The sequence below is a fragment of the Streptomyces sp. NPDC048504 genome, from assembly GCF_043200035.1.
GTDB lineage: Bacteria > Actinomycetota > Actinomycetes > Streptomycetales > Streptomycetaceae > Streptomyces.
Genome location: NZ_JBICXA010000004.1, coordinates 592,579 through 614,813, shown reverse-complemented (window position 1 = coordinate 614,813; position 22,235 = coordinate 592,579). Strand labels below are relative to the sequence as shown.

General features: G+C 69.1%; 19 protein-coding genes, 1 rRNA gene, 2 pseudogenes and 1 riboswitch. Of the genes and pseudogenes, 16 read left to right on the top strand and 6 right to left on the bottom strand.

Annotated features, from left to right (window positions below):
• From rrf to ACGFY9_RS13590, 11 genes are all read left to right on the top strand, one after another.
• Nucleotides 1-95 (top strand): 5S ribosomal RNA (rrf, locus tag ACGFY9_RS13640); the annotation flags it as partial.
• A gap of 110 nt (nt 96-205) precedes the next feature.
• On the top strand, nt 206-814 hold the full coding sequence (locus tag ACGFY9_RS13635) for a CDP-alcohol phosphatidyltransferase family protein (protein WP_033287014.1): 609 nt from the start codon (nt 206-208) through the stop codon (nt 812-814).
• Between the two features lie 114 nt (nt 815-928).
• Nucleotides 929-3,424, top strand: a complete 2,496-nt coding sequence (locus ACGFY9_RS13630; protein ID WP_327405537.1) for a mannose-1-phosphate guanyltransferase — start codon at nt 929-931, stop codon at nt 3,422-3,424.
• A 167-nt stretch (nt 3,425-3,591) separates the two neighbouring features.
• Nucleotides 3,592-4,428 (top strand): DUF881 domain-containing protein, encoded by an 837-nt coding sequence (locus ACGFY9_RS13625; protein ID WP_393753876.1) that lies wholly within the window; start codon nt 3,592-3,594, stop codon nt 4,426-4,428.
• Entirely contained in the window at nt 4,425-4,757 is a 333-nt protein-coding gene (locus tag ACGFY9_RS13620; RefSeq protein ID WP_019059351.1) for a small basic family protein, read from the top strand. Before ACGFY9_RS13625 ends, ACGFY9_RS13620 begins: the two co-directional genes overlap by 4 nt.
• A 5-nt stretch (nt 4,758-4,762) precedes the next feature.
• A complete protein-coding gene (locus tag ACGFY9_RS13615; protein WP_393753875.1) occupies nt 4,763-5,599 on the top strand; it encodes a DUF881 domain-containing protein in 837 nt (278 codons plus the stop codon).
• 61 nt (nt 5,600-5,660) lie between these two features.
• Nucleotides 5,661-6,542: an FHA domain-containing protein gene (locus ACGFY9_RS13610; RefSeq protein ID WP_393753874.1), complete on the top strand. Its 882-nt coding sequence runs from the start codon at nt 5,661-5,663 to the stop codon at nt 6,540-6,542.
• Between the two features lie 42 nt (nt 6,543-6,584).
• Nucleotides 6,585-7,322, top strand: a complete 738-nt coding sequence (locus tag ACGFY9_RS13605) for a MerR family transcriptional regulator (protein WP_393753873.1) — start codon at nt 6,585-6,587, stop codon at nt 7,320-7,322.
• A gap of 85 nt (nt 7,323-7,407) precedes the next feature.
• The gene (locus tag ACGFY9_RS13600) at nt 7,408-7,881 is read left to right on the top strand and encodes a bifunctional nuclease family protein (RefSeq protein WP_006123076.1); all 474 of its coding nucleotides are present in this window, start codon (nt 7,408-7,410) and stop codon (nt 7,879-7,881) included.
• A gap of 216 nt (nt 7,882-8,097) precedes the next feature.
• The gene (locus ACGFY9_RS13595; RefSeq protein ID WP_365307478.1) at nt 8,098-8,742 is read left to right on the top strand and encodes a MerR family transcriptional regulator; all 645 of its coding nucleotides are present in this window, start codon (nt 8,098-8,100) and stop codon (nt 8,740-8,742) included.
• 57 nt (nt 8,743-8,799) lie between these two features.
• A complete protein-coding gene (locus ACGFY9_RS13590) occupies nt 8,800-10,368 on the top strand; it encodes a DNA polymerase IV (protein ID WP_393753872.1) in 1,569 nt (522 codons plus the stop codon).
• A 685-nt stretch (nt 10,369-11,053) separates the two neighbouring features.
• Here ACGFY9_RS13590 and ACGFY9_RS13585 read toward each other — a convergent pair.
• The gene (locus ACGFY9_RS13585) at nt 11,054-11,425 is read right to left on the bottom strand and encodes a PRC-barrel domain-containing protein (RefSeq protein WP_318015068.1); all 372 of its coding nucleotides are present in this window, start codon (nt 11,423-11,425) and stop codon (nt 11,054-11,056) included.
• Between the two features lie 114 nt (nt 11,426-11,539).
• Nucleotides 11,540-11,635: riboswitch (glycine riboswitch) on the top strand.
• Between the two features lie 188 nt (nt 11,636-11,823).
• Here ACGFY9_RS13585 and gcvP point away from each other — a divergent pair.
• Complete coding sequence (gene gcvP, locus ACGFY9_RS13580; RefSeq protein ID WP_393753871.1) at nt 11,824-14,709, top strand: aminomethyl-transferring glycine dehydrogenase; 2,886 nt, start codon at nt 11,824-11,826, stop codon at nt 14,707-14,709.
• Between the two features lie 75 nt (nt 14,710-14,784).
• Here the strand turns inward: gcvP and ACGFY9_RS13575 are convergent, their stop codons facing one another.
• The 3 genes from ACGFY9_RS13575 to modA are packed head-to-tail and all read right to left on the bottom strand — an operon-like array spanning nt 14,785 to nt 17,583.
• Nucleotides 14,785-15,858, bottom strand: a complete 1,074-nt coding sequence (locus ACGFY9_RS13575) for an ABC transporter ATP-binding protein (protein ID WP_393753870.1) — start codon at nt 15,856-15,858, stop codon at nt 14,785-14,787.
• A gap of 49 nt (nt 15,859-15,907) precedes the next feature.
• Entirely contained in the window at nt 15,908-16,765 is an 858-nt protein-coding gene (gene modB / locus ACGFY9_RS13570; RefSeq protein WP_393753869.1) for a molybdate ABC transporter permease subunit, read from the bottom strand.
• The gene (modA, locus tag ACGFY9_RS13565) at nt 16,762-17,583 is read right to left on the bottom strand and encodes a molybdate ABC transporter substrate-binding protein (protein WP_393753868.1); all 822 of its coding nucleotides are present in this window, start codon (nt 17,581-17,583) and stop codon (nt 16,762-16,764) included. The genes modB and modA overlap by 4 nt, the downstream gene beginning before the upstream one ends.
• A gap of 219 nt (nt 17,584-17,802) precedes the next feature.
• Here modA and ACGFY9_RS13560 point away from each other — a divergent pair, with 219 nt between their 5' ends.
• Nucleotides 17,803-18,291: a molybdopterin-dependent oxidoreductase gene (locus ACGFY9_RS13560; RefSeq protein WP_393753867.1), complete on the top strand. Its 489-nt coding sequence runs from the start codon at nt 17,803-17,805 to the stop codon at nt 18,289-18,291.
• Here the strand turns inward: ACGFY9_RS13560 and ACGFY9_RS13555 are convergent.
• Nucleotides 18,206-19,424: pseudogene (locus tag ACGFY9_RS13555) on the bottom strand (xanthine dehydrogenase family protein molybdopterin-binding subunit); the annotation flags it as partial. The gene ACGFY9_RS13560 and the pseudogene ACGFY9_RS13555 sit on opposite strands and share 86 nt — an antisense overlap.
• Between ACGFY9_RS13555 and ACGFY9_RS13550 the strand changes: the two are divergent.
• The 3 genes and pseudogenes from ACGFY9_RS13550 to ACGFY9_RS13540 all read left to right on the top strand — a co-directional run.
• Nucleotides 19,423-19,542: pseudogene (locus tag ACGFY9_RS13550) on the top strand (helix-turn-helix domain-containing protein); the annotation flags it as partial. The pseudogenes ACGFY9_RS13555 and ACGFY9_RS13550 sit on opposite strands and share 2 nt — an antisense overlap.
• Nucleotides 19,543-19,566: 24 nt before the next feature.
• Nucleotides 19,567-20,496, top strand: coding sequence for a LysR substrate-binding domain-containing protein (locus ACGFY9_RS13545; RefSeq protein WP_393753866.1), 930 nt, complete (start codon nt 19,567-19,569; stop codon nt 20,494-20,496).
• Nucleotides 20,497-20,600: 104 nt separating this feature from the next.
• Complete coding sequence (locus ACGFY9_RS13540; RefSeq protein ID WP_393753865.1) at nt 20,601-21,761, top strand: NAD-dependent formate dehydrogenase; 1,161 nt, start codon at nt 20,601-20,603, stop codon at nt 21,759-21,761.
• A 24-nt stretch (nt 21,762-21,785) separates the two neighbouring features.
• On the opposite strand, the gene ACGFY9_RS13535 is transcribed toward ACGFY9_RS13540, so the two are convergent.
• Nucleotides 21,786-22,181 carry a molybdopterin-binding protein gene (locus ACGFY9_RS13535; RefSeq protein WP_033286997.1) on the bottom strand — a complete coding sequence of 132 codons (396 nt, stop codon included), beginning with the start codon at nt 22,179-22,181 and terminating at the stop codon, nt 21,786-21,788.
• Nucleotides 22,182-22,235 lie beyond the last annotated feature (54 nt).

The following is a 22,235-nucleotide window of genomic DNA, read 5'->3' as shown; positions in this document are numbered from 1 at the left end:
AAACGCCCGGTTACATTCCGAACCCGGAAGCTAAGCCTTACAGCGCCGATGGTACTGCAGGGGGGACCCTGTGGGAGAGTAGGACGCCGCCGAACTCCTTTTAGAGCTCTGGCTCTTGGGCATGCAGCCCAAGAGCCAGAGCTTTTTTGCGTTGGGGTAAGGTCAGGGGGCATCGTTGGCACGTTTTCCCACAGGAGGCCCCCGGGTGGAGGTCCAGGAGACCCGCGTCCAGACAGAGCGGGTGCTCACCATCCCGAACATCCTCAGCATGGCGCGCCTGGTCGGCGTACCCATCTTCCTGTGGTTGATCCTCAGGCCCGAGTTCGGTGGCCCCAAGAGCGACGGCTGGGCGCTTCTGGTGCTGATGCTGAGTGGGATCAGCGACTACCTGGACGGCAAGCTCGCGCGGCGCTGGAACCAGATCAGCAGTCTTGGCCGGCTCCTCGATCCCGCCGCGGACCGGCTCTACATTCTCTCGACTCTCGTCGGACTCACCTGGCGCGAGATTCTGCCAATCTGGTTGACCGCCGTACTGCTGGCGCGAGAGCTGGTGCTGCTCGTGGTGGTCGGCATCCTCAGGCGGCACGGCTATCCGCCGCTGCAGGTGAACTTCCTGGGCAAGGCGGCTACGTTCAACCTGATGTACGCGTTCCCGTTGTTGCTGCTCAGTGACGGAAGCGGCTGGCTTCCGTCACTCGCAGCGATTTTCGGATGGGCGTTCGCAGGATGGGGTACAACGCTCTACTGGTGGGCAGGAGTCCTCTACGTGGTACAAGTCCGCCGCCTACTGCGTGCGGACGCCATGGCCGACTGACCTTGCCGATTGGGCGGTAACAGTCGCTCGATGGCCCGTTGCGCAAAAGTGCGGGACAATCTGGACTGGTGAAGTCGGCTAGACCGTCGTCTCGCAGAGGAGGACGCTTCCGACATGAAGGCCGTCGTGATGGCCGGAGGCGAAGGCACACGCCTTCGCCCCATGACCTCAAGCATGCCCAAGCCACTGTTGCCCGTGGTCAATCGACCGATCATGGAGCACGTGCTCAGGCTGCTCAAAAGGCATGGGCTCAATGAGACCGTAGTCACCGTGCAGTTCCTGGCCTCGCTGGTCAAGAACTACTTCGGTGACGGCGAAGAGCTCGGGATGGAGCTCTCGTATGCCAATGAGGAGAAGCCACTCGGTACCGCCGGAAGCGTCAAGAACGCCGAAGAGGCGTTGAAGGACGATGCCTTCCTCGTCATCTCCGGTGATGCCCTGACCGACTTCGACCTCACCGAGCTGATCAATTTCCACAAGGAAAAGGGCGCGCTGGTCACGGTCTGTCTGACCCGGGTGCCCAATCCGCTGGAATTCGGCATCACCATCGTCGACGAAGAGGGAAAGGTCGAGCGTTTCCTTGAGAAGCCGACCTGGGGTCAGGTCTTCTCGGACACCGTGAACACGGGCATCTATGTCATGGAGCCCGAAGTCTTCGACTATGTCGAGGCCGACGTTCCCGTCGACTGGTCCGGCGATGTCTTCCCGCAGCTGATGAAGGAGGGCAAGCCGGTCTACGGCTTTGTCGCCGAAGGCTACTGGGAGGATGTCGGCACGCACGAGAGCTATGTGAAGGCGCAGGCCGATGTCCTGGAGGGCAAGGTCGACGTCGAGATCGACGGCTTCGAGCTGTCGCCGGGCGTGTGGGTGGCCGAGGGCGCCGAGGTGCACCCCGACGCGGTTCTCCGCGGGCCGCTGTACATCGGTGACTACGCCAAGGTCGAGGCCGGCGCCGAAATCCGTGAGTACACCGTCATCGGTTCGAACGTCGTCGTGAAGGCCGGGGCTTTTCTGGACAGGACCGTCGTACACGACAACGTGTACGTGGGTCAGCACAGCAATCTTCGTGGCTGTGTCGTCGGAAAGAACACCGACATCATGCGTGCGGCCCGGATCGAGGACGGCGCGGTCATCGGTGACGAGTGCCTGATCGGTGAAGAATCGATCGTGCAGGGCAATGTGCGGGTCTACCCGTTCAAGACGATCGAAGCCGGTGCCTTCGTCAACACGTCGGTCATCTGGGAGAACAGAGGCCAGGCGCACCTCTTCGGCGCACGCGGTGTGTCCGGGATCCTTAACGTGGAGATCACGCCGGAGCTGGTCGTCCGTCTCGCCGGCGCCTATGCCACGACCCTCAAGAAGGGGTCCACGGTCACCACGGCCCGCGACCACTCCCGAGGCGCTCGTGCGCTCAAGCGGGCGGTGATCTCCGCCTTGCAGACGAGCGCCATCGACGTACGGGACCTGGAGAACGTACCGCTGCCCGTGGCCCGGCAGCAGACAGCGCGGGGCAGTGCCGGCGGGATCATGATCAGGACCACTCCTGGTGTGCCGGACTCCGTCGACATCATGTTCTTCGACAGCCAGGGCGCCGACCTCTCACAGGGGAGTCAGCGCAAGCTGGACCGGGTGTTCGCGCGGCAGGAGTACCGGCGCGCGTTCCCCGGCGAGATCGGGGACCTGCACTTCCCGGCCAGCGTCTTCGACTCGTACACCGGGTCCTTGCTGCGGAATGTCGACACGACCGGGATCGCCGAATCCGGCCTCAAGGTCGTGGTGGACGCGTCGAACGGCAGCGCCGGGCTTGTGCTGCCCAGTCTGCTCGGCAAGCTCGGTGTGGACTCGCTGACGATCAATCCCGGGCTCGACGAGTCCAGGCCGACGGAGACCGCGGACACACGGCGGTCGGGGCTGGTGCGGCTCGGCGAGATCGTGGCCTCCGCGCGGGCCGCGTTCGGGGTGCGGTTCGACCCCGTCGGTGAGCGGCTCTCGCTCGTCGACGAGAAGGGGCGGATCGTCGAGGACGACCGGGCGCTGCTCGTGATGCTCGACCTGGTGGCCGCGGAGCGGCGCAGCGGGCGGGTGGCGCTCCCGGTGACCACCACGAGGATCGCCGAGCAGGTGGCGGCGTATCACGGGACGCAGGTCGAGTGGACGACGACCTCGCCGGACGACCTGACCAGGGTCGGGCGCGACGAGACGACCATCTTCGGCGGGGACGGCAAGGCCGGGTTCATCATCCCGGAGTTCAGCAGTGTCTTCGACGGCGCGGCAGCCTTCGTACGACTCATCGGACTGGTGGCGCGGACGCAGTTGACGCTGAGCCAGATCGACGCCCGGATCCCGCGGGCGCACGTCCTCAAGCGGGACCTGGCGACTCCTTGGGCCGTCAAGGGACTTGTGATGCGGCGGGTCGTGGAGGCCGCCGGCGATCGCTTTGTCGATACGACGGACGGTGTGCGGGTCGTGGAGACGGACGGGCGCTGGGTGATGGTGCTGCCCGACCCCGCCGAGGCGGTCACCCATTTGTGGGCCGAAGGGCCCGACGACGCCTCCGCGCAGGCCCTGTTGGACGAGTGGTCGGCGGTCGTGGACAGCGCCGGACGGTAAAACACGGAGCACGCGCGCGTGCCGGACATGTGTCCCCAAGGGGGCCTGTCCGGCACGCCGGTGGGGCCATTCGGAGGTACAGGCCACCACGTGCGACGATGTGCGGCATGCCGCAGCAGCCCCCCGTTCGGAGCACACCCACGCGCCCTGCGCGCCCGGACGCGTCTATGTCGCTGCTCACCAATGTCATGGACCACAGCCTCGACGACGGCTACGCCGAGGCGGCCGCCCGGAAGAAGGAAGCAGGCGAGAGCGGCATGTCCAAGACCCTCCGGGCGAAGCTCGGTCTCGCCGCCGGCCTGGTGCTGGCGGCCCTGGTCGTGACCGTGGGTGCGGCACAGGCGCGTGTGGCCGCTCCCGTGGTGGCCAAGGAGCGTCAAGAGCTGATCGACCGTATCGACAAGGAGACCACGTCGGCGGACAAGCTGGAGGGCTCCGTCGACACGCTCCGGGACGACGTGAGCGCGCGGCAGCGGGCGGCGCTGAAAACCAGCGGCGGCAGCGGGCAGGCCGACCTGGTGAGCATGCTGTCCGGTGCCACCGCGGTGCACGGCCCCGGTGTGAAGCTTGTCGTCGACGACGCGAAGGAAGCCAGCACCGGCGGGGGCGACAACCCGCGTGAGACCGCCGACTTCTCCGACACCGGGCGGGTGCGCGACCGAGACATGCAGCGCGTCGTCAACGGACTGTGGGCGACGGGCGCCGAGGCCGTCTCCATCAACGGGCAGCGGCTGACGGCGCTGTCCGCGATCAGGGCCGCGGGTGACGCGATACTGGTCGACAACAAGCCACTGGTACCGCCTTACACGGTGCTCGCGGTGGGCGACGGCCAACGGCTGAGCACCAGGTTCCAGAACGCTGCCGACGGGCTCTATCTGCACGCCCTGGAAGACAACTACGGCATCAGGGCGACCATCGCCGTGGAGAGCGATCTCCGGCTGCCCGCCGCGCCGAGTGTGATCGTACGTACAGCACAGCCGAGAACTGAGAAGGGCACATCGTGATCGCCGTACTGGGCCTCATCGTGGGAGTGGTGGCCGGAATCCTGGTCCGGCCTGAGGTGCCGGTGGTCGTCGAGCCCTATCTGCCGATCGCCGTCGTCGCGGCGCTCGACGCGGTCTTCGGCGGGCTGCGGGCCATGCTCGACGGCATCTTCGACGACAAGGTCTTCGTGGTGTCGTTCCTGTCGAACGTGGTCGTGGCCGCCCTGATCGTGTTCCTGGGCGACAAGTTGGGCGTCGGTGCCCAGCTGTCCACGGGTGTCGTGGTTGTCCTCGGCATCCGGATCTTCTCCAACGCCGCGGCCATTCGCCGGCACGTCTTCCGGGCGTGAGGTCGATGAGCAACGAGGACGAGCGGCCGGAACACCGGCTGCGCAGGGAACTGCCCGAAGAGGTACCGGCGTCTGCTTCCTCGGAGGCGCCGATCACCGAGGAGAAGTCCGGGCCCACCGTGACCGGTCGGCAGCGGCTGGTGCAGGGGCTGTGGCCTCCCCGCGCGAGCCGGGCCCAACTCATCGTCGCGGTGCTGCTGTTCGGCCTCGGTTTCGGGCTGGCCGTGCAGGTCGCCTCCAACAGCAACAGCGACAGCGCGCTGCGTGGGGCACGGCAAGAAGATCTTGTGCGCATTCTCGATGAACTGGACGACCGTACTCAGCGTCTTGAAGACGAGAAGCAGGGTCTGCAGAAACAGCGCGACGAGCTGGAGAACAGCTCCGACCAGGCCGAGGAGGCCCGCAAGCAGACGGCCGAGAAGGAGAAGCAACTCGGCATTCTGGCGGGCACCGTGGCCGCGCAGGGGCCCGGCATCACGATGACCATCGACGACACGAAGGGAACGGTCGAGGCGGACATGCTGCTCGACGCGGTCCAGGAGTTGCGCGCGGCCGGCGCGGAGGCGATCCAGGTGAACGACGTCCGGGTCGTGGCCAACACGTATCTGACGGACTCGGGCAAGAGCGTGAGCGTCGACGGGAACAAGATCAACGCCCCCTATCGTTTCAAGGTCATCGGCAAGCCGCAGGATCTCGAACCGGCGCTCAACATCCCTGGAGGCGTGGTGCAGACTCTTGAGAAGGAGCAGGCCACCGTTACCGTCGGGCGGTCGGCCAAGATCGTCGTGGATGCCTTGCGGGCGGCGAAGCAGCCTGACTACGCTCGGTCGTCCTCCCGGTGAACCGCGGGTGCATGGGGGCCGTTGCGCGAGGGCATGAGGTTGCGGGGGGTCGACGCACCGATTGGGTGGTGCGTGGTGGAAACTGTCTGGTGGATACGGACGTTGTGAGGATGTCCGGGTCAACCGGTGTGTTCAATCAGGGTTCGTCCTGCCCCACGGGCGGGTCTGTTTCGGTCAAGGGGAATCGCCCGTGAAGTTGTTTGCGAAGTTGTTCGGCAAGAGTGCGAAAGAGGGCAGCGACAACCAGACCGCTCGCCACCGCGCACAACCGGACGCAGAAGGCCAGCGCCCGCTGTTCCGCGACCAGGTCGCAGGCCAGGGCGCGCCGTCGGTTGACCCTGCGCAGTCCGGCGACATAGGTTTCGGGCAACCGTCAACCTCAAGTACGGGTGGAGGGTTTTCCCCTATGTCGGCCCTGGTGTGTACGAGGTGCGGTAACCGCAACGCGGAGAACAGCCGCTTCTGTTCCAACTGCGGTGCGCCGCTGCGCCCCGGCGCGACCCCGGAGCGTCCGTCCGAGACGACCTCCACGATCTCCATCTCCGGTCTTGAGGCCTACGACGCCGAAGTGACCGGTCAGACGCAGATGCCCACGCTCTCCCCGGAGGCGCAGGCCGCCGTCGACGCCCTGCCGTTGGGCTCGGCGCTGCTGGTGGTGCGGCGCGGTCCGAACTCGGGCAGCCGCTTCCTGCTGGACGGCGAGCTGACCACGGCAGGCCGTCATCCGCAGAGCGACATCTTCCTGGACGACGTGACGGTCTCGCGCCGCCATGTGGAGTTCCGGCGCGGCCAGGACGGCGCGTTCACGGTCGCCGACGTCGGCAGCCTGAACGGCACGTACGTCAACCGCGAGCGCATCGACCAGGTCTCGCTGGCCAACGGTGACGAAGTGCAGATCGGCAAGTACCGGCTGGTGTTCTACGCGAGCCAGCGGGGTTACTGACCCTCCCTCGGACTGGGTCCGGGGGGTTCCCCAGGAAGGTCCATGCTTCAAACACCGAGCGGCGGTGCCGGGCACGGTACCGCCGCCGCGGACACTGGGCTGATGAGCATCGGCACGGTGCTGAACGTGCTGCGCGACGAGTTCCCCGAAGTCACCATCTCCAAGATCCGTTTCCTGGAGTCGGAGGGCCTCATCGAGCCGCAGCGGACCCCTTCCGGGTACCGCAAGTTCAGCCCCGCCGACGTCGAGCGCCTCGGCCATGTCCTGAGGATGCAGCGGGACCACTATCTGCCGCTCAAGGTGATCCGCGAGCATCTCGACGCCATGGAGCGCGGTGAGGCCGCCCCCCTGCCCACGGTGGGGCGTCAGCGGGATGGCGAGGTCGTCCTGGAGCCCGTGGAGGGACCCACGGCGGCCCGGGTCGGGCGGGCCGAGCTGATGGCCGCCGCCGGGATCGGCGAGCAGGAACTCGACGAGTGGGAGTCGTACGGACTCATCGCGCCACTGCCGGACGGGGTTTACGACGCGGAAGCCGTCACCGTGGCCGGACTTGTCCTCGAACTCGGGCGGTTCGGGATCGAGCCGCGGCATCTGCGCGCCATGAAGGCGGCCGCCGACCGTGAGGCGGGGCTTGTCGACCAGGTGGTGGCCCCGCTCAAGCGCCACCGCAATCCGCAGACCAGGGCCCACGCGGAGGCCCGTACGAAGGAACTGGCGGGGCTCACGGCGAAGCTGCACGCCGCTCTGGTGCAGACCGCGCTGGGCGTGCGCCTGCCCTGAGACGGGCGGCTCCGCGGCTGCCTGATCGGTCACCCGTTCTCGGCCCGACTACCCAAACGTCCCGGGCACGGCCTAGGGTTGCTGTGTGAACGAGCTCGATGTCGTAGGTGTCCGGGTCGAAATGCCCTCCAACCAACCGATCGTGCTCCTGCGTGAAGTGGGAGGCGACCGCTACCTCCCCATCTGGATCGGGCCCGGGGAGGCGACGGCGATCGCCTTCGCGCAGCAGGGCATGGCCCCCGCACGACCGCTGACCCACGACCTGTTCAAGGACGTGCTGGAGGCCGTCGGCCAGGAGCTGACCGAAGTGCGCATCACGGATCTGCGGGAGGGCGTCTTCTACGCGGAGCTGGTCTTCGCCAGCGGCGTCGAGGTGAGCGCCCGCCCGTCCGACGCCATAGCGCTGGCACTGCGCACCGGAACGCCGATCTACGGCAGTGACGGTGTGCTCGACGACGCGGGCATCGCGATCCCGGACGAGCAGGAGGACGAGGTGGAGAAGTTCCGCGAGTTCCTCGACCAGATCTCGCCCGAGGACTTCGGCACCAACAGCCAGTGAGAGCCGCGGACGGCGCGAAAATGCCGGCATTTGCCACCGGCGAGTGAGAGCGTCCTGCGGCTCTCCGCGAGCGCATTCGGCTAGCCTTTCCCCGCGGTGGGACACGGGAAACCACTCCTTGGGTGATTATCACTCGGCGTGCCGAGTGTGGCGATCGTTGACGCACCCCTGGTGACTGCCTACCGTCGAGAAGGCAGGTCAAGGACGGAGGTCGGCGTGAGAAGCAGCGGCGACGGTACGGCTGGGGGTGCCCCGGAACGCAGTTTCGGGGACAGAGGCCCGTACCCGCTTCACGGCAGTACGGCCGATCGCATTCCGCAGCGGCCGGCGGCTGTGCCGAGCAGCGGAGGGGCGACGTCCATGGCGTCCGAGGAGATCGGCTACCGGGGCCCTACGGCCTGTGCGGCGGCCGGCATCACCTATCGGCAACTGGACTACTGGGCACGTACCGGGCTCGTCGAGCCCAGCGTGCGGCCCGCACACGGGTCGGGGACACAGCGGCTCTACAGCTTCCGGGATGTCGTCGTCCTGAAGATCGTCAAGCGGTTCCTCGACACGGGTGTGTCGCTGCAGAACATCCGCAGCGCCGTCCTGCACCTGCGGGAGTGCGGCTTCCGTGACCTGGAGCGCATGACGCTGATGAGCGACGGAGCGACGGTCTACGAGTGCACGTCGCCGGACGAGGTCCACGCGCTGCTCCAGGGCGGCCAGGGGGTCTTCGGGATCGCCGTGGGGGTCGTGTGGCGGGATGTCGAGAGCGCCCTGTCGCAGCTGCACGGGGAGCGCGTCGACACCGGTGAGACGCTCGTCGGGGCCAACCCCGCCGACGAGCTGGCCAGGCGGCGCAACCGGGCTGTGTGAGGGCCCGGCGGGAGCCGTAGCGGGGCATTGTCAGTGGCGTAGGGCAGCATCGGAGATGTGAGAAGCGCGCCCACGATCCTGCATCTCGACATGGATGCCTTCTTCGCCTCGGCGGAGCAGGCGTCCAAGCCGAGCCTGCGCGGGAAGGCCGTCGTGGTGGGCGGGCTCGGGCCGCGCGGGGTGGTCGCCACGGCGTCGTACGAGGCGCGGGTCTTCGGGGTGAACTCGGCGATGCCCATGGCCCAGGCGCGCCGGCTCGCTCCGAACGCGGCGTATCTGGTGCCGCGCTTCGGGTTCTACCGGGCGATCAGCGAGCAGGTGATGGGGCTGCTGCGGGCGCTGTCGCCCTTGGTGGAGCCGTTGAGCCTGGACGAGGCGTTCGTGGACCTGGAGGCCGGGGGAGCGGCCTGGGACGCGGAGTCGGCGCAGGTGACCGGGGCACGGCTGCGGGCCGACATACGGGCGGTCACAGGGCTCACGGGATCGGTGGGCCTCGCCGCCTCAAAGATGATCGCGAAGATCGCCTCCGAGCGGGCCAAGCCGGACGGACTCGTGATGATCGAGCCCGGGACCGAGCGGACATTGCTGGGGCCGCTGTCGGTGCGCACGCTGCCGGGGGTCGGACCGGCGACGGGTGATCATCTGCGGCGGGCCGGGATCACCACGGTCGACGAGATCGCCGAGGCGGGTGAGGACGAGCTCGTACGGCTGGTGGGCAAGGCGCACGGGCACGCGCTGTACGCGATGGCGCTGGCGCACGACGAGCGGCCCGTGGTGGCCGAGAGGGAGACCAAGTCGGTGTCGGTCGAGGACACGTACGACGTGGACATCCATGACCGGATCCGGGTGGGCCTGGAGGTGCAGCGGCTCGTCGACCGGTGTGTGCGGCGGCTGCGGGCGGCCGGGTTGTCGGGGCGGACCATCGTGCTGAAGGTGCGGCGGTACGACTTCTCGACGCTGACCCGGTCCGAGACGCTGCGTGGGCCCACCGACGACCCGGGGGTGGTGCGGGAGGCGGCGGCCCGGTTGCTGGACTCCGTGGACACCACGGGTGGGGTACGGCTGCTCGGGGTGGGGGTCTCCGGGCTCGCCGACTACACGCAGGAGGACCTGTTCGCACAGGCGGCGGGGGAACAGGCCGATCTTCTTGAGGAGGAGCACACCGAGGAGGAGGGAGGCGAGGAGCCGGCGGCGCCTGCCGAGCGGCACTGGCCCGCGGGGCACGATGTGCGTCACGCCGGGTTCGGGCATGGGTGGGTACAGGGGAGCGGGCTGGGGCGGGTCACTGTGCGGTTCGAGACGCCGGAGGATTCGGGGCCGGGGCGGGTGCGGACGTTCCGGACCGATGATCCTGAGCTGGAGTCGGCGGAGCCGTTGCCGTTGGTGGCGCGGCGTCCTGATGTGTTGCCGGGTGCGGCGCCTGGGTTGGTGGCGCGAGGTTCTGGTGAACCGTCGGAGGAACCGTTGCCTTTGGCGGGGCGGGAGCCGGGTGACTTGCCTGGGGAGCCGATGCCGACGCGGTTGGCGGCGCCAGGGCCCGACGACCGGCCGAGCGAGTCGTCGGCGTCAATCGCGCGGCGTCCGGATGTCCTGCCTGCGGCGGCGCCGGCGGCCCCGGAGGGCTGAGGCTACGGTGAGCCGTCTGTCGAGCTGCCACCGTCGCTGGGTGAGGAGCTGCCGTTGTCGGCACGGGGTCCTGGTGACTTGCCTGCTAGCCGTCGGCGTCGGCCGCGCGGTGTCCTGACGCCTTGCCTGCGGCGCAGACACCCCTGGACAGCTGAGGCCCCGACCAGCTGGCTGACGCTTCGCTGCCATCGGTTGCGCGGGGTTCTGGTGTCGGGCCTGCTGAGCCGGTGCGGTCGGTGGAGCCAGGTCCCGGTGTTCCGCGGGGCACGCCGCTGTCGTCGGTCGTGCCGAGCCCTGGCGTTCCGCGAGCCGAGCTGCTGCCATCGGTTGCGTGGCGTTCCGACATCGTGCCTTCCACGCTGAGGCCCTTGGCCGAGCCGGGCCCCGGTGTCCCGCAGAGCCAGCCGCCTGCTGTCGGTTGCGCGGGGTTCTGGTGTCGGGCCTGCTGAGCCGCTGCCGTCGGCGGAGCCGAGCCCCGGCGTTTCGCAGGTCGAGCCGGTGTCACCGGACGACGCGTGGCGGTCCAGCGTCGCGCTTGTTGTGCCGATGCCCTTGGTGGCGTCAAGGCCGGATACCCCGCCGCCGTATCAACGCCCCGGACACGTGACGCCCGGATACCCAGCCCGGCGCGTCAACGCCCCCGGAGACTCCAAGGCCCAGCGACGCCCCCGCCCGCCGAAGCCGGTCACGTGTCGTCGGAGCCCGCCAGTTTGCCGAAGTCGTGGTCCGGGAGCGATGGGGGCGGGCCCACGTCGAGGCCGTAGTGGTGGTAGAGCTGGAGTTCCTGGTCCGGGGAGAGGTGGCGGCCTACGCCGAAGTCGGGGGCGTCCTTGATCAGGGAGCGGTCGAAGGGGATGTGCAGGGTGCCCTCGATCAGTTCGCTGGGCTCCAGGGGGACGAAGGCGTCTCTGGAGAACAGGCCGGTGCGTATGGCCGCCCACTCCGGTTCGCCGGTCGCGTCGTCGAGGTAGACCTCGTCGATCGTGCCGATCTTGGCGCCGGTGCGGTCGAACGCCTTGCGGCCGATCAGGTTGCGCGGATCGATATCGGTCTGCACGGGCCCTCCTCCTGGTCGCAACTCATCCGTAAGCACTACAAAAGAGCACATTGGGCAAGGTGGCCACTCGAAAGCTCGGCTTCAACGCTCGCTGGTAGGCTGGCCATCGGCTGCTGACCCCGTGCGGGAGAGTCCTCCAGACTTCATCGGAGGCGCCGAAGGAGCAAATCCTCCCCGGAATCTCTCAGGCTCACGTACCGCACGGACGAGGTCACTCTGGAAAGCAGGGCGGGTGTCGTCGACAATGTCGACGGTTCTCGCTCTCACCGACGGTGAAAACCGGGTTCCTTCGGGATGCCCGGTGAAGCTCTCAGGTTGAGATGACAGAGGGGGAGGCCGTCCGGCACCCCGCTGTCGTGGTGCCCTCGAAGGTCGTGTCCGACCAGGAGGCCTCCCTAATGACTGCCCCTCGCATTCCCCTCTCCGAGCTCGAACAGGGCATCCCGTTCGAGCAGCGCCACATCGGGCCCGACCAGGAAGCGCGGGCCAAGATGCTCGCGCAGGTCGGATACGGCTCACTCGACGAGCTCACGGCCGCCGCGGTCCCGGATGTGATCAAGAACGCCGACGCTCTCGATCTGCCGGGCGCCCGTACCGAGGCCGAGGTGCTGGCCGAGCTGCGGTCCCTCGCGGATCGCAACGAGGTCCTCGGTTCCATGATCGGGCTCGGGTACTACGGGACGTTCACCCCGCCCGTGATCCTGCGCAACGTGATGGAGAACCCGGCTTGGTACACGGCCTACACGCCGTATCAGCCGGAGATCTCCCAGGGGCGGCTCGAAGCCCTGCTGAACTTCCAGACCATGGTCGCCGATCTGACCGGGCTGCCGACCTCCGGTGCCTCCCTGCTCGACGAGGGGACCGCCGCCGCGGAGGCCGTGGCGCTGTCTCGGCGCATGGGCAAGAACAAGAAGGGGCTCTTCCTGGTCGACGCGGACGCGCTGCCGCAGACCATCGCCGTGATCGAGACCCGCGCTGAGCCTGCTGGTGTCGAGGTCGTCGTCGCCGACCTCAGCGAGGGCATCCCGGCCGAGATCGCCGAGCGGGAGATCAACGGCGTGCTCGTCCAGTACCCGGGCGCCTCCGGTGCCGTACGGGACATCAAGCCGCTGATCGAGCAGGCGCACGCGCTCGGTGCGCTCGTCACCGTCGCCGCCGATCTGCTCGCGCTGACGCTGCTGAAGTCGCCGGGCGAGCTGGGGGCGGACATCGCGGTCGGTACGACGCAGCGGTTCGGGGTGCCGATGGGCTTCGGCGGGCCGCACGCCGGTTACATGGCCGTGCGCGAGAAGTTCGCGCGCAGCCTGCCCGGGCGGCTCGTGGGCGTCTCCGTCGACGCCGACGGGCACAAGGCCTACCGCCTCGCCCTGCAGACGCGCGAGCAGCACATCCGCCGGGAGAAGGCCACCAGCAACATCTGCACCGCCCAGGTGCTTCTCGCGGTGATGGCCGGCATGTACGCCGTCTACCACGGGCCCGAGGGGCTGAAGGGCATCGCGCGGCGGACGCATCGGTACGCTACGATCCTCGCCGCCGGTCTCACCGCCGGTGGTGTCGAGGTCGTGCACGGCGGCTACTTCGACACCGTGACCGCGCGCGTTCCGGGCCGAGCCGCCGAGGTCGTCGCGGCCGCCCGTGAGGACGGCGTCAACCTGCGCCTCGTGGACGCCGACCAGGTGTCCATCGCCTGCGACGAGACCACCACGCGTGCCCAACTGGCCGCCGTATGGACCGCGTTCGGGGTCGACGGGGACATCGAGGCGCTCGACGTGTCCGCCGAGGACACGCTGCCCGAGGGGCTGCTGCGTACCGACGCGTACCTCACGCACCCCGTGTTCCGGGACCACCGTTCCGAGACCGCGATGCTGCGGTACCTGCGTCGGCTCGCCGACCGGGACTACGCGCTCGACCGGGGCATGATCCCGCTCGGTTCCTGCACCATGAAGCTCAACGCGACCACCGAGATGGAGCCGGTCACCTGGCCCGAGTTCGGGCAGCTGCACCCCTTCGCGCCCGCCGAGCAGGCGCAGGGATACCTCACGCTCATCCGGGAGTTGGAGGAGCGGCTCGCCGAGGTCACCGGGTACGACAAGGTGTCGTTGCAGCCGAATGCCGGTTCGCAGGGCGAGTTGGCCGGGTTGCTCGCCGTACGCGGGTACCACCGGGCCAATGGCGATGAGCAGCGGACTGTCTGCCTCATCCCGTCGTCCGCGCACGGCACCAATGCCGCGAGTGCTGTGATGGCCGGGATGAAGGTCGTCGTCGTGAAGACCGCCGAGGACGGTGAGATCGACGTCGAGGATCTGCGGGCGAAGATCGAGCAGTACCGCGACGAGCTGTCGGTGCTGATGATCACTTACCCGTCCACGCACGGTGTGTTCGAGGAGCACGTCGCCGACATCTGTGCGCAGGTCCACGAAGCCGGCGGGCAGGTCTACGTCGACGGCGCCAACCTCAACGCCCTTGTGGGGCTTGCCAAGCCGGGGCACTTCGGCGGGGACGTCTCGCATCTGAATCTGCACAAGACGTTCTGCATTCCGCACGGTGGCGGTGGTCCGGGGGTCGGGCCGGTGGGTGTGCGTGCGCACCTCGCGCCGTATCTGCCGAACCACCCGTTGCAGCCGGCGGCCGGGCCCGAGACGGGAGTTGGGCCGATCTCGGCGGCTCCCTGGGGTTCCGCCGGGATCCTGCCGATCTCTTGGGCGTACGTCCGGCTCATGGGCGGCGAGGGGCTGAAGCGGGCCACGCAGGTGGCGGTGCTCAGCGCCAACTACATCGCCAAGCGCCTTGAGCCGCACTACCCCGTGCTCTACACCGGGCCCGGTGGGCTCGTCGCGCACGAGTGCATCATCGATCTGCGGCCGATCAGCAAGGCGACCGGTGTCAGCGTCGACGACATCGCCAAGCGGCTCATCGACTACGGGTTCCACGCGCCGACGATGTCGTTCCCGGTGGCCGGGACGCTGATGATCGAGCCGACCGAGTCCGAGGACCTGATCGAGCTGGACCGGTTCTGCGAGGCGATGATCGCCATTCGTGGGGAGATCGAGAAGGTCGGGGCGGGTGAGTGGCCGGCTGAGGACAACCCGTTGCGGAACGCGCCGCACACCGCGTCTGCGCTCGGCGGGAATTGGGAGCACGCGTACTCGCGCGAGGAGGCTGTCTTCCCGGCCGGGGTGTCCGTCGCCGACAAGTACTGGCCGCCGGTGCGCAGGATCGACCAGGCCTTTGGGGACCGGAACTTGGTGTGTTCCTGCCCGCCGTTGGATGCGTACGAGGACTGAGGTTTCGGAGCTTCGGCTGCGGGTCCGTTGTGGCTGGGCGCGCAGTTCCCCGCGCCCCTTTCGGGGCGCTGTAGCTCAGGTTGGATATGAGTGGGTCTGGGTTGCCTTCACCGCAGCCCAGACCAACGCGCCCTGGTGCAGGTTCAGTTCGGCCGCCGCTACCGTCGTGAGGTCGGCGGTCAGGGGGAGTTCGCCGGTCAGGTCTACGCGGATCTGGTCGCCGTGGGTTTCCAGGCCCGCTACCTCGCAGGGCCAGAGATTGCGGGCGCTGGCGGCGGTAGGGCGGTTGCCGTAGAGAGTTACGCCGCTCGGCGGGAACGCTACGAACACCTCGCCCTGGAGGTCCTCCATCGTCGTGATCGTGGGGCCCGTGTCGAGGGTGACCGTGTGGCCGTCGGATCGGCCCTTGTAGAGGTTGAGGCCTACGAGTTGGGCGATGTAGTCCGTGCGCGGGTGGCGGGCGATGCCAGCGGGGGTGCCCTCCTGGACGATCGTGCCGTGCTCGATCACGACCAGGCGGTCGGCCAGCACCATGGCGTCCAGGGGGTCGTGGGTGACCAGGACCGCCACCGCCTCGAACTCGGCCAGGTGGCGGCGGAGTTGGGCTCGTACGTCGAGGCGGGTGCGGGCGTCCAGGGCGGCCAGGGGTTCGTCGAGGAGGAGCAGGCGCGGGCGGGTCGCCAACGCCCTTGCCACGGCGACGCGTTGGGCCTGGCCGCCGGAGAGTCTGCGGGGCTTGGCGGCCGCGTGCTCGGCGAGGCCCATGCGGTCCAGCCACTCGGCGGCCACCGCACGGGACTCCGCCTTCGTCGCGCCCTGGCAGCGTGGGCCGAAGGCGACGTTGTCCAGCGCGGTCAGGTGGGGGAAGAGGAGGTAGTCCTGGAAGACGACTCCTACCGGGCGGGACTCCGGTGGTGTGCGGTCCAACTCCGCGCCGTCCAGCCGTAGGTGACCGTCCGTCAGGCGGACCAGGCCCGCCAGGGCGCGGAGTGCTGTGGTCTTGCCTGCGCCGTTCGGGCCGAGCAGGGCTACCACGTCTCCGGGGGCGGCGGTCAGTTCTACGTCCAGGCGGAACGTGCCTCGGTCCACGACGAGATGGGCGTCGAGGCCCTGGGCCCCGGTGAGTTCGACGTCGGCGGTGTCGGTCATGACGTGCACGTCCAGGGGGCTGATGTGCGGGCGGTCGTACGGGTGTTGCTCATGACGTGGTCATCCAGCGGTCCCGTAGACCCGCCAGGACCGCGATCGACACGGCCAGGAGGACCAGGCTCAACGCGATGGCCGCTTCCGGGTCGTTCTGCAGGGCCAAGTAGACCGCGAGCGGCATGGTCTGGGTGCGGCCGGGGAAGTTGCCGGCGAAGGTGATCGTCGCGCCGAACTCGCCCAGTGCGCGGGCCCAGGCGAGGACCGCGCCCGCCGCGATGCCCGGGGCGATCAGCGGGAGTGTGACCCGGCGGAACGCGGTGAAGCGGGAGGCGCCCAGGGTTTGGGCCGCCTCCTCGTAGCGGGGGTCCGCGGCGCGCAGGGTGCCCTCGACGCTGATGACCAGGAACGGCATCGCCACGAACGCCTCCGCGACCACGACGCCGGTCGTGGTGAAGGGGAGCGTGATGCCGAACCACGAGTCCAGCCACTGGCCCACGACGCCGTTGCGGCCGAGGGCCAAGAGGAGCGCCACGCCTCCCACCACCGGGGGCAGGACCAGCGGGAGGGTCACCAGGGCGCGGAGGAAGCCGCGGCCCGGGAACTCCGTGCGGGCCAGCACCCAGGCCAGCGGTACGCCCAGGACCAGGCTCACCGCCGTCGCCGCGGTCGCGCTGAACAGGGACAGCTGAAGCGCCTGCCACACCTCCGTGCTGGTCAGCTGGGAGGGGAGGGACCGCCACGGGGCCCGTACGAGAAGGGCGATCAGGGGGAGGAGCAGGAACGCCAGGCCCACGAGCGCGGGGACCAGCAGGGGGAGCGGCACCCCGCGGCCTGTCATCCGGACACGGCGACGCCGCGGACCGCCCTTGAGGGTTTCGGTCGCGGCGTCGGAGGTGTCCAGCTGGGTCACGGCTTGAGGAAGCCCGCCGCGGACAGCACCTTCTGGCCCTCGGCGGACTGCACCAGCGCGATGAACGCCTTGGCGGCGACGGCGTTCGGCGCGTTCTTGAGGAGGACGATCGGGTAGTCGTTGATGGCGTCGGCGGACTCGGGGAACTCCACGCCCTGGACCTTGCTGCCGGCGGCGTGCACATCGGTCTTGTAGACGACCGCCGCGTCGGCCTCCTTGAGCTCCACCTTCGTCAGGGCGCTCTTGACGTCCGCCTCGTAAGACACCGGGGTGAGCTTCAACTTGCTTGCCGTGAGCGCCTTTTGGGCCGCCGCACCGCACGGCACCGTCTTGTCGCAGAGCACGACCTTCAGCGAGGACTTCGTGAGGTCCTTCAGAGAGGCGACCTTGTCGGGGTTGCCCGGCAGGGTGGCGATCTCCAGCTGGTTGCGGACGAAGGTGGCCGGCGTGCCGACGCCGTCGCCCTTGTCCGTGACGATCGCCATGGTCTTGGGACTCGCGGCCGCGAACACGTCGGCCGGGGCGCCGCCGGTGATGCTCGCGGCGAGGGTGTCGCTGCCGCCGAAGTTGAAGGTGACCTTGGTGCCCGGGTTCGCCTTCTCGAACTCCTTGCCCAGGGTCGTGAACGACTCCTGCAGCGAGGCGGCGGCGAAGACGGTGACGGTGCCGGACATCTTCGGGGACGCGGACGCCGAGGAGTCGGACTTCGAGGAGGACGAGTCGTCGCTGGAGGAGCAGGCGCTCAGGGCCAGCAGCGCGGCGGCTCCGGCCCCCGCGACCTGCAGGGTCCGGCGGGTCCGACGCGCGGAACGGGTCATCACGGTTCTACTCCTCTGGTCTCTTCATGAAAGGGGCTCATGAAAGGGGTTGTCGCGCCCTGGGACGACCGCAACGGCCGTGCCGCGATGATACTGCCGCATGTGCAAGGCATAAGTCTCCTGTCGCATCGCATGAGCTGCACCATTCGCTTGCGGGGTGCGCATGTGCGTTTGTACGGGAGTGCTGTACGGGTACCACATTCCGGGAGGTGATGGCTCGTGACGCTCGCGCAGCTCGACCTGACCGGGGACCTCGCCCGCCCGGCCCGGCTGACCGTGCCCGACCTGTTCGACTGGCCGCTGCACCGCGTGCGGGTCAGCTTCGAGTGCGCCACCAGCGGCACCCAGGTGCACCGCTTCGCGGGACCTCGGCTCTACGACGTCCTGTCCTCGGCCGGCCCCGGCTTCGACCCCGTCCGCCGCAAGGACCGGCTGCGTTTCCTCATCGCGGTCAGCGGTGCGGACGGGCACCACGCGCTGCTGTCCTGGGCCGAGATCGACCCCGACTTCGGTCATGCTCCTGTTCTGCTCGCCGTGAGCGTCGACGACACCCCGCTGGACCGTGCCGGACCGCAACTGGTGCTTCCGCAGGACCGTTGCGGGGCCCGGCACATCAGTGGGATCAGTGCGATACGGGTGGACGGGGGATACGGGATGAGTCGGCCAGTGCCAGCCACACCCGGTCTCGGGTCAGCGGAAGTCCGGTGAAGCGCACGCCTGTCGCGTCCCGCAGGGCGTTGGCGAAGGCGGGCGCGACCGGGTTGAAGGGGCTCTCGCTCATCGACTTGGCGCCCAACGGGCCGATGGCGTCCGCCGTTTCCATGAAGTGGACCTCGGTGCGCGGCACATCCGCGTACTGGGGGAGCCGGTAGCGCCGGAACGCGGCCGTCTCCACCCTCCACCTGCCCCCGGCACTGCATCGGGTTCATCACCTTGCCCGCGTCGGCCGCGTGCGCACTGCGCAGGATGCGGATCTCGCCCGTGTCCGGGTCCACGGCGACCCTGAACCACTGCGCGTTGAAGGCCACCGAGCGGGGCGTCCCGCCGAAGTGCCCGTCGGCGCTGAACTCCACCCCGACCGCCGCACCCGCAGCGTGCAGCTCCTTCAGCGTGAGACGGCCGCCCGGGTGCAGTACGGCCTCCTCGGCCAACGCGCAGTCGGAGCACGGGAGTTGCAGATGGGCGGCGGCGAAGCCGAGCAGCTGGTCGGCGAGGGCGCGGGAGGCGCGCAGGGTGGCCTTGCCCGCGACGACCGTGCCCGTGGAGGCGAAGGCGCCCGTGTCGTGCCGTACGACGTCGGTGTCGGACTGCCGGACGGTGATGCGGTCGACGGTGGTGGCGAGTTCACCGGCCGCGATCCGGCGGTGGACCGTGGTCGTTCCGTTGCCGAACTCCGCTGTGCCTACGGCGAGATCGAAGCCGCCGTCGGGGAGGAGGCTCGCCTTCGCGTCGGCGATGTGGCCGCCGGGCGGGCCCGTCGCGATCATCGCCAGGGCGGTGCCCTCGCCCACCAGCCAGCCGTCCGGGGGGAGTTGGGAGACGGGCTCCGCCTGGGCGCGGCGGACGATCGCGAGGCACTGGTCGAGGCCGTAGCTCGCGATGTGCAGGTCCTCCTCCTCGCCGCCGGGGGAGAGCATCGGCTCGCCGGGGCCGATGATGTTCCTCGCTTTGAACTCCAGGAGGTCCAGGTCGAGTTGGCGGGCGAGTTCGTCGAGGGCCGACTCCACGGCGAACATCACCTGGCCGAGGCCGTAGCCGCGGAAGGCGCCCGCCGGGACGGTGTGCGTGCAGACGGAGTAGGCGTCGACCTCCTTGTGCGGGGCGCGGTAGACGGCCATCGTGAACTCCGTGCACTACCGGATCGGGCGCATCGAGCACTTCACCGGCCGTGACCTCTCCCGGCTCTACGACCGACTCGACCTGTGGGCAGCCCTGTTGTGCCGGGCGGACAGCGCCTAACCTGCACGTCAGGGGAGGTTGGGCATGTTGCTGCGTCAGCTGGAGTATCTCGTCGCGCTCGCCCGTGAACGGCACTTCGCGCGCGCGGCGGCGGCCTGCTATGTCTCACAGCCCTCGCTGTCGGCCGCGATCCGGCGCCTGGAACACGAGTTGGACGTGCCGATCGTGCGGCGCGGCAGACGGTACGAGGGGCTCACCCCGGAGGGTGAGGTGGTGCTCGCCTGGGCGCACCGCATCCTGGCCGAACGGGACGCGCTGCACCAGGAGTTGTCGGTGCTGCGGGGCGGACTGACCGGCACGCTGCGGCTGGGCGTGGTCCCGACCGCGCTGCCCGCCGCGTCCCTCCTCACCACCCCGTTCTGCGTACGCCATCCCCGGGCCCGCGTCGCCCTGGAGTCGCTGTCGTCCGTCGGCATCACCCAGGGCCTCGCCGAGTTCGAGCTGGACGCGGCGATGACGTACCTGGACGACGACACCCTGCGCAATGTCCGCCGCCTTCCGCTCTACGAGGAGCGGTACGTGCTCCTCACGCCCGTCGACGGGCCGCTTGCCGGTGTCTCCAAGGCCAGTTGGGCTCAGGCGGCCACGCTTCCCCTCTGCCTGCTCAACTCGCGGATGCGCAACCGCCGCATCATCGACGAGTGCTTCGCGGCCGAGGGTGCGACGGCCTCCCCGGCGATCGAGTCGGACAGCGTCGCCGGGCTCTACACCCTGCTGCCCGGCGGCCGTTGGTCCAGCGTGATCTCCCATGCGTGGCTGCACATGTTCGACGTACCGGACGGCATGCGGGTCGTACCGCTGAACGGGCCCGCGCACGGGCCGCGGGTCGGACTGGTCGTCGCCCGCAGCGAGCCCCGATCGGTGCTGGCGGAGGCGTTGTTGAAGGTGGCCAGGGAGGCGGGCGTACGGGACGCGCTCGACGAGCTGCTGCACACGTACCTGGGCGGCAGCTGATAGGAGCGGGCTATCTGGACATAGCAACGTTCGCTTTGACCAGGGCGATCGACCCCGAGGATCGTGAAGTCCACCTTCCGACAACGGAGTTGAGGAGCCGCGACATGGCCAAGGTTCTCTGTGTCCTGTACGACGACCCGATCGACGGATACCCGACCTCGTACGCCCGCGACGACCTGCCGGTGATCGACCACTACCCCGGCGGTCAGACCACCCCCACTCCCGAGGCGGTCGACTTCACCCCGGGCCAGCTGCTCGGCAGCGTCTCCGGTGAACTCGGCCTGCGCGCCTACCTGGAGGCGGCCGGGCACACCCTCGTCGTCACCTCCGACAAGGACGGCGAGGGCTCGGTCTTCGACCGCGAACTGGTCGACGCCGACATCGTGATCTCGCAGCCGTTCTGGCCCGCGTACCTCACCCCGGAGCGCATCGCCGCCGCCAAGAACCTCAAGCTCGCGGTCACCGCCGGCATCGGCTCCGACCACGTCGACCTCGACTCGGCGATCTCGCACGGCGTGACGGTCGCCGAGGTGACGTACTGCAACAGCATCAGCGTCGCCGAACACGTCGTGATGATGACGCTGTCCCTCGTGCGCAACTACCTGCCGTCCCACCAGGTGGTGCTCGACGGCGGCTGGAACATCGCGGACTGCGTGGCCCGTTCGTACGACCTCGAAGGCATGCACGTCGGGACGGTCGCCGCCGGGCGGATCGGGCTCGCGGTGCTGCGGCGGCTCGCGCCCTTCGACGTCGAGCTGCACTACACCGACCGGCACCGGCTTCCCGAGGACGTGGAGCGTGAGTTGGGGCTGACGTGGCACGAGAGCGCCGAGGACATGGTGCCGCACTGCGACGTCGTGACCATCAACGCGCCGCTGCACCCCGAGACGGAGGGGCTGTTCGGGGACAAGCTGCTCGCGCAGATGAAGCGCGGCGCCTATCTCATCAACACCGCGCGGGCGAAGATCGTCGACCGGGACGCCGTCGACCGGGCCCTGCGCAGTGGGCAGTTGGCGGGCTACGCAGGTGACGTGTGGTTCCCGCAGCCCGCTCCGGCGGACCACCCGTGGCGCACCATGCCGCACCACGGGATGACCCCGCACATCTCCGGTTCTTCGCTGTCGGCGCAGGCACGGTACGCGGCGGGCACGCGGGAGATCCTGGAGGCGTTCTTCGCGGGGCGACCGATCCGGGACGAGTATCTGATCGTGGACGGCGGAGCGTTGGCGGGTACCGGCGCGCACTCCTACTCGGTCAACAAGTGACGGACGGAGGCCACGGCCCGCTCTTCACACCCGGTCGATGTGCACGTTCGTCGACTTCACGCGGGCGGTGGCCTCCATGCCGACCTCCAGGCCGAGTTCCTCGACGGCCTCGCGGGTCAGCAGGGAGACCAGCCGGTGCGGGCCCGCCTGGATCTCGACCTGGGCGGCGACGTCGCCGAGCTTGATCGCGGTGACGATGCCGGGGAAGGCGTTGCGCACCGAGGTGTAGGAGGGGTCCTCCTCGACACCGCCGGCCTTCGCCAACTCGACCGAGAACGCGGCCAGATCGATCCCGTCGATGAGGCGGCGCCCGCCCTCGTCACGGTGGGTCGTCACCCGGCCCGCGTCCGCCCACCGGCGCGCGGTGTCCGGGCTCACGCCGAGCAGCCGCGCCGCCTGGCCGATTGTGTAGGACTGCATACGCGCCACCCTAGGGCCAGAAACGCAATGCGGTGGACGGGGGGACGGCTCTGG

Excerpts from the sequence above, each read along its gene's own strand:
- gcvP (WP_393753871.1), top strand. The coding sequence starts at position 11,824 with ATGACTGCCCCTCGCATTCCCCTCTCCGAGCTCGAACAGGGCATCCCG.
- ACGFY9_RS13625 (WP_393753876.1), top strand. The coding sequence starts at position 3,592 with ATGTCGCTGCTCACCAATGTCATGGACCACAGCCTCGACGACGGCTAC.
- ACGFY9_RS13575 (WP_393753870.1), bottom strand. The coding sequence starts at position 15,858 with ATGACCGACACCGCCGACGTCGAACTCACCGGGGCCCAGGGCCTCGAC.
- modA (WP_393753868.1), bottom strand. The coding sequence starts at position 17,583 with ATGACCCGTTCCGCGCGTCGGACCCGCCGGACCCTGCAGGTCGCGGGG.
- ACGFY9_RS13545 (WP_393753866.1), top strand. The coding sequence starts at position 19,567 with ATGTTGCTGCGTCAGCTGGAGTATCTCGTCGCGCTCGCCCGTGAACGG.
- ACGFY9_RS13540 (WP_393753865.1), top strand. The coding sequence starts at position 20,601 with ATGGCCAAGGTTCTCTGTGTCCTGTACGACGACCCGATCGACGGATAC.
- ACGFY9_RS13535 (WP_033286997.1), bottom strand. The coding sequence starts at position 22,181 with ATGCAGTCCTACACAATCGGCCAGGCGGCGCGGCTGCTCGGCGTGAGC.
- ACGFY9_RS13615 (WP_393753875.1), top strand. The coding sequence starts at position 4,763 with ATGAGCAACGAGGACGAGCGGCCGGAACACCGGCTGCGCAGGGAACTG.
- ACGFY9_RS13630 (WP_327405537.1), top strand. The coding sequence starts at position 929 with ATGAAGGCCGTCGTGATGGCCGGAGGCGAAGGCACACGCCTTCGCCCC.
- ACGFY9_RS13605 (WP_393753873.1), top strand. The coding sequence starts at position 6,585 with ATGCTTCAAACACCGAGCGGCGGTGCCGGGCACGGTACCGCCGCCGCG.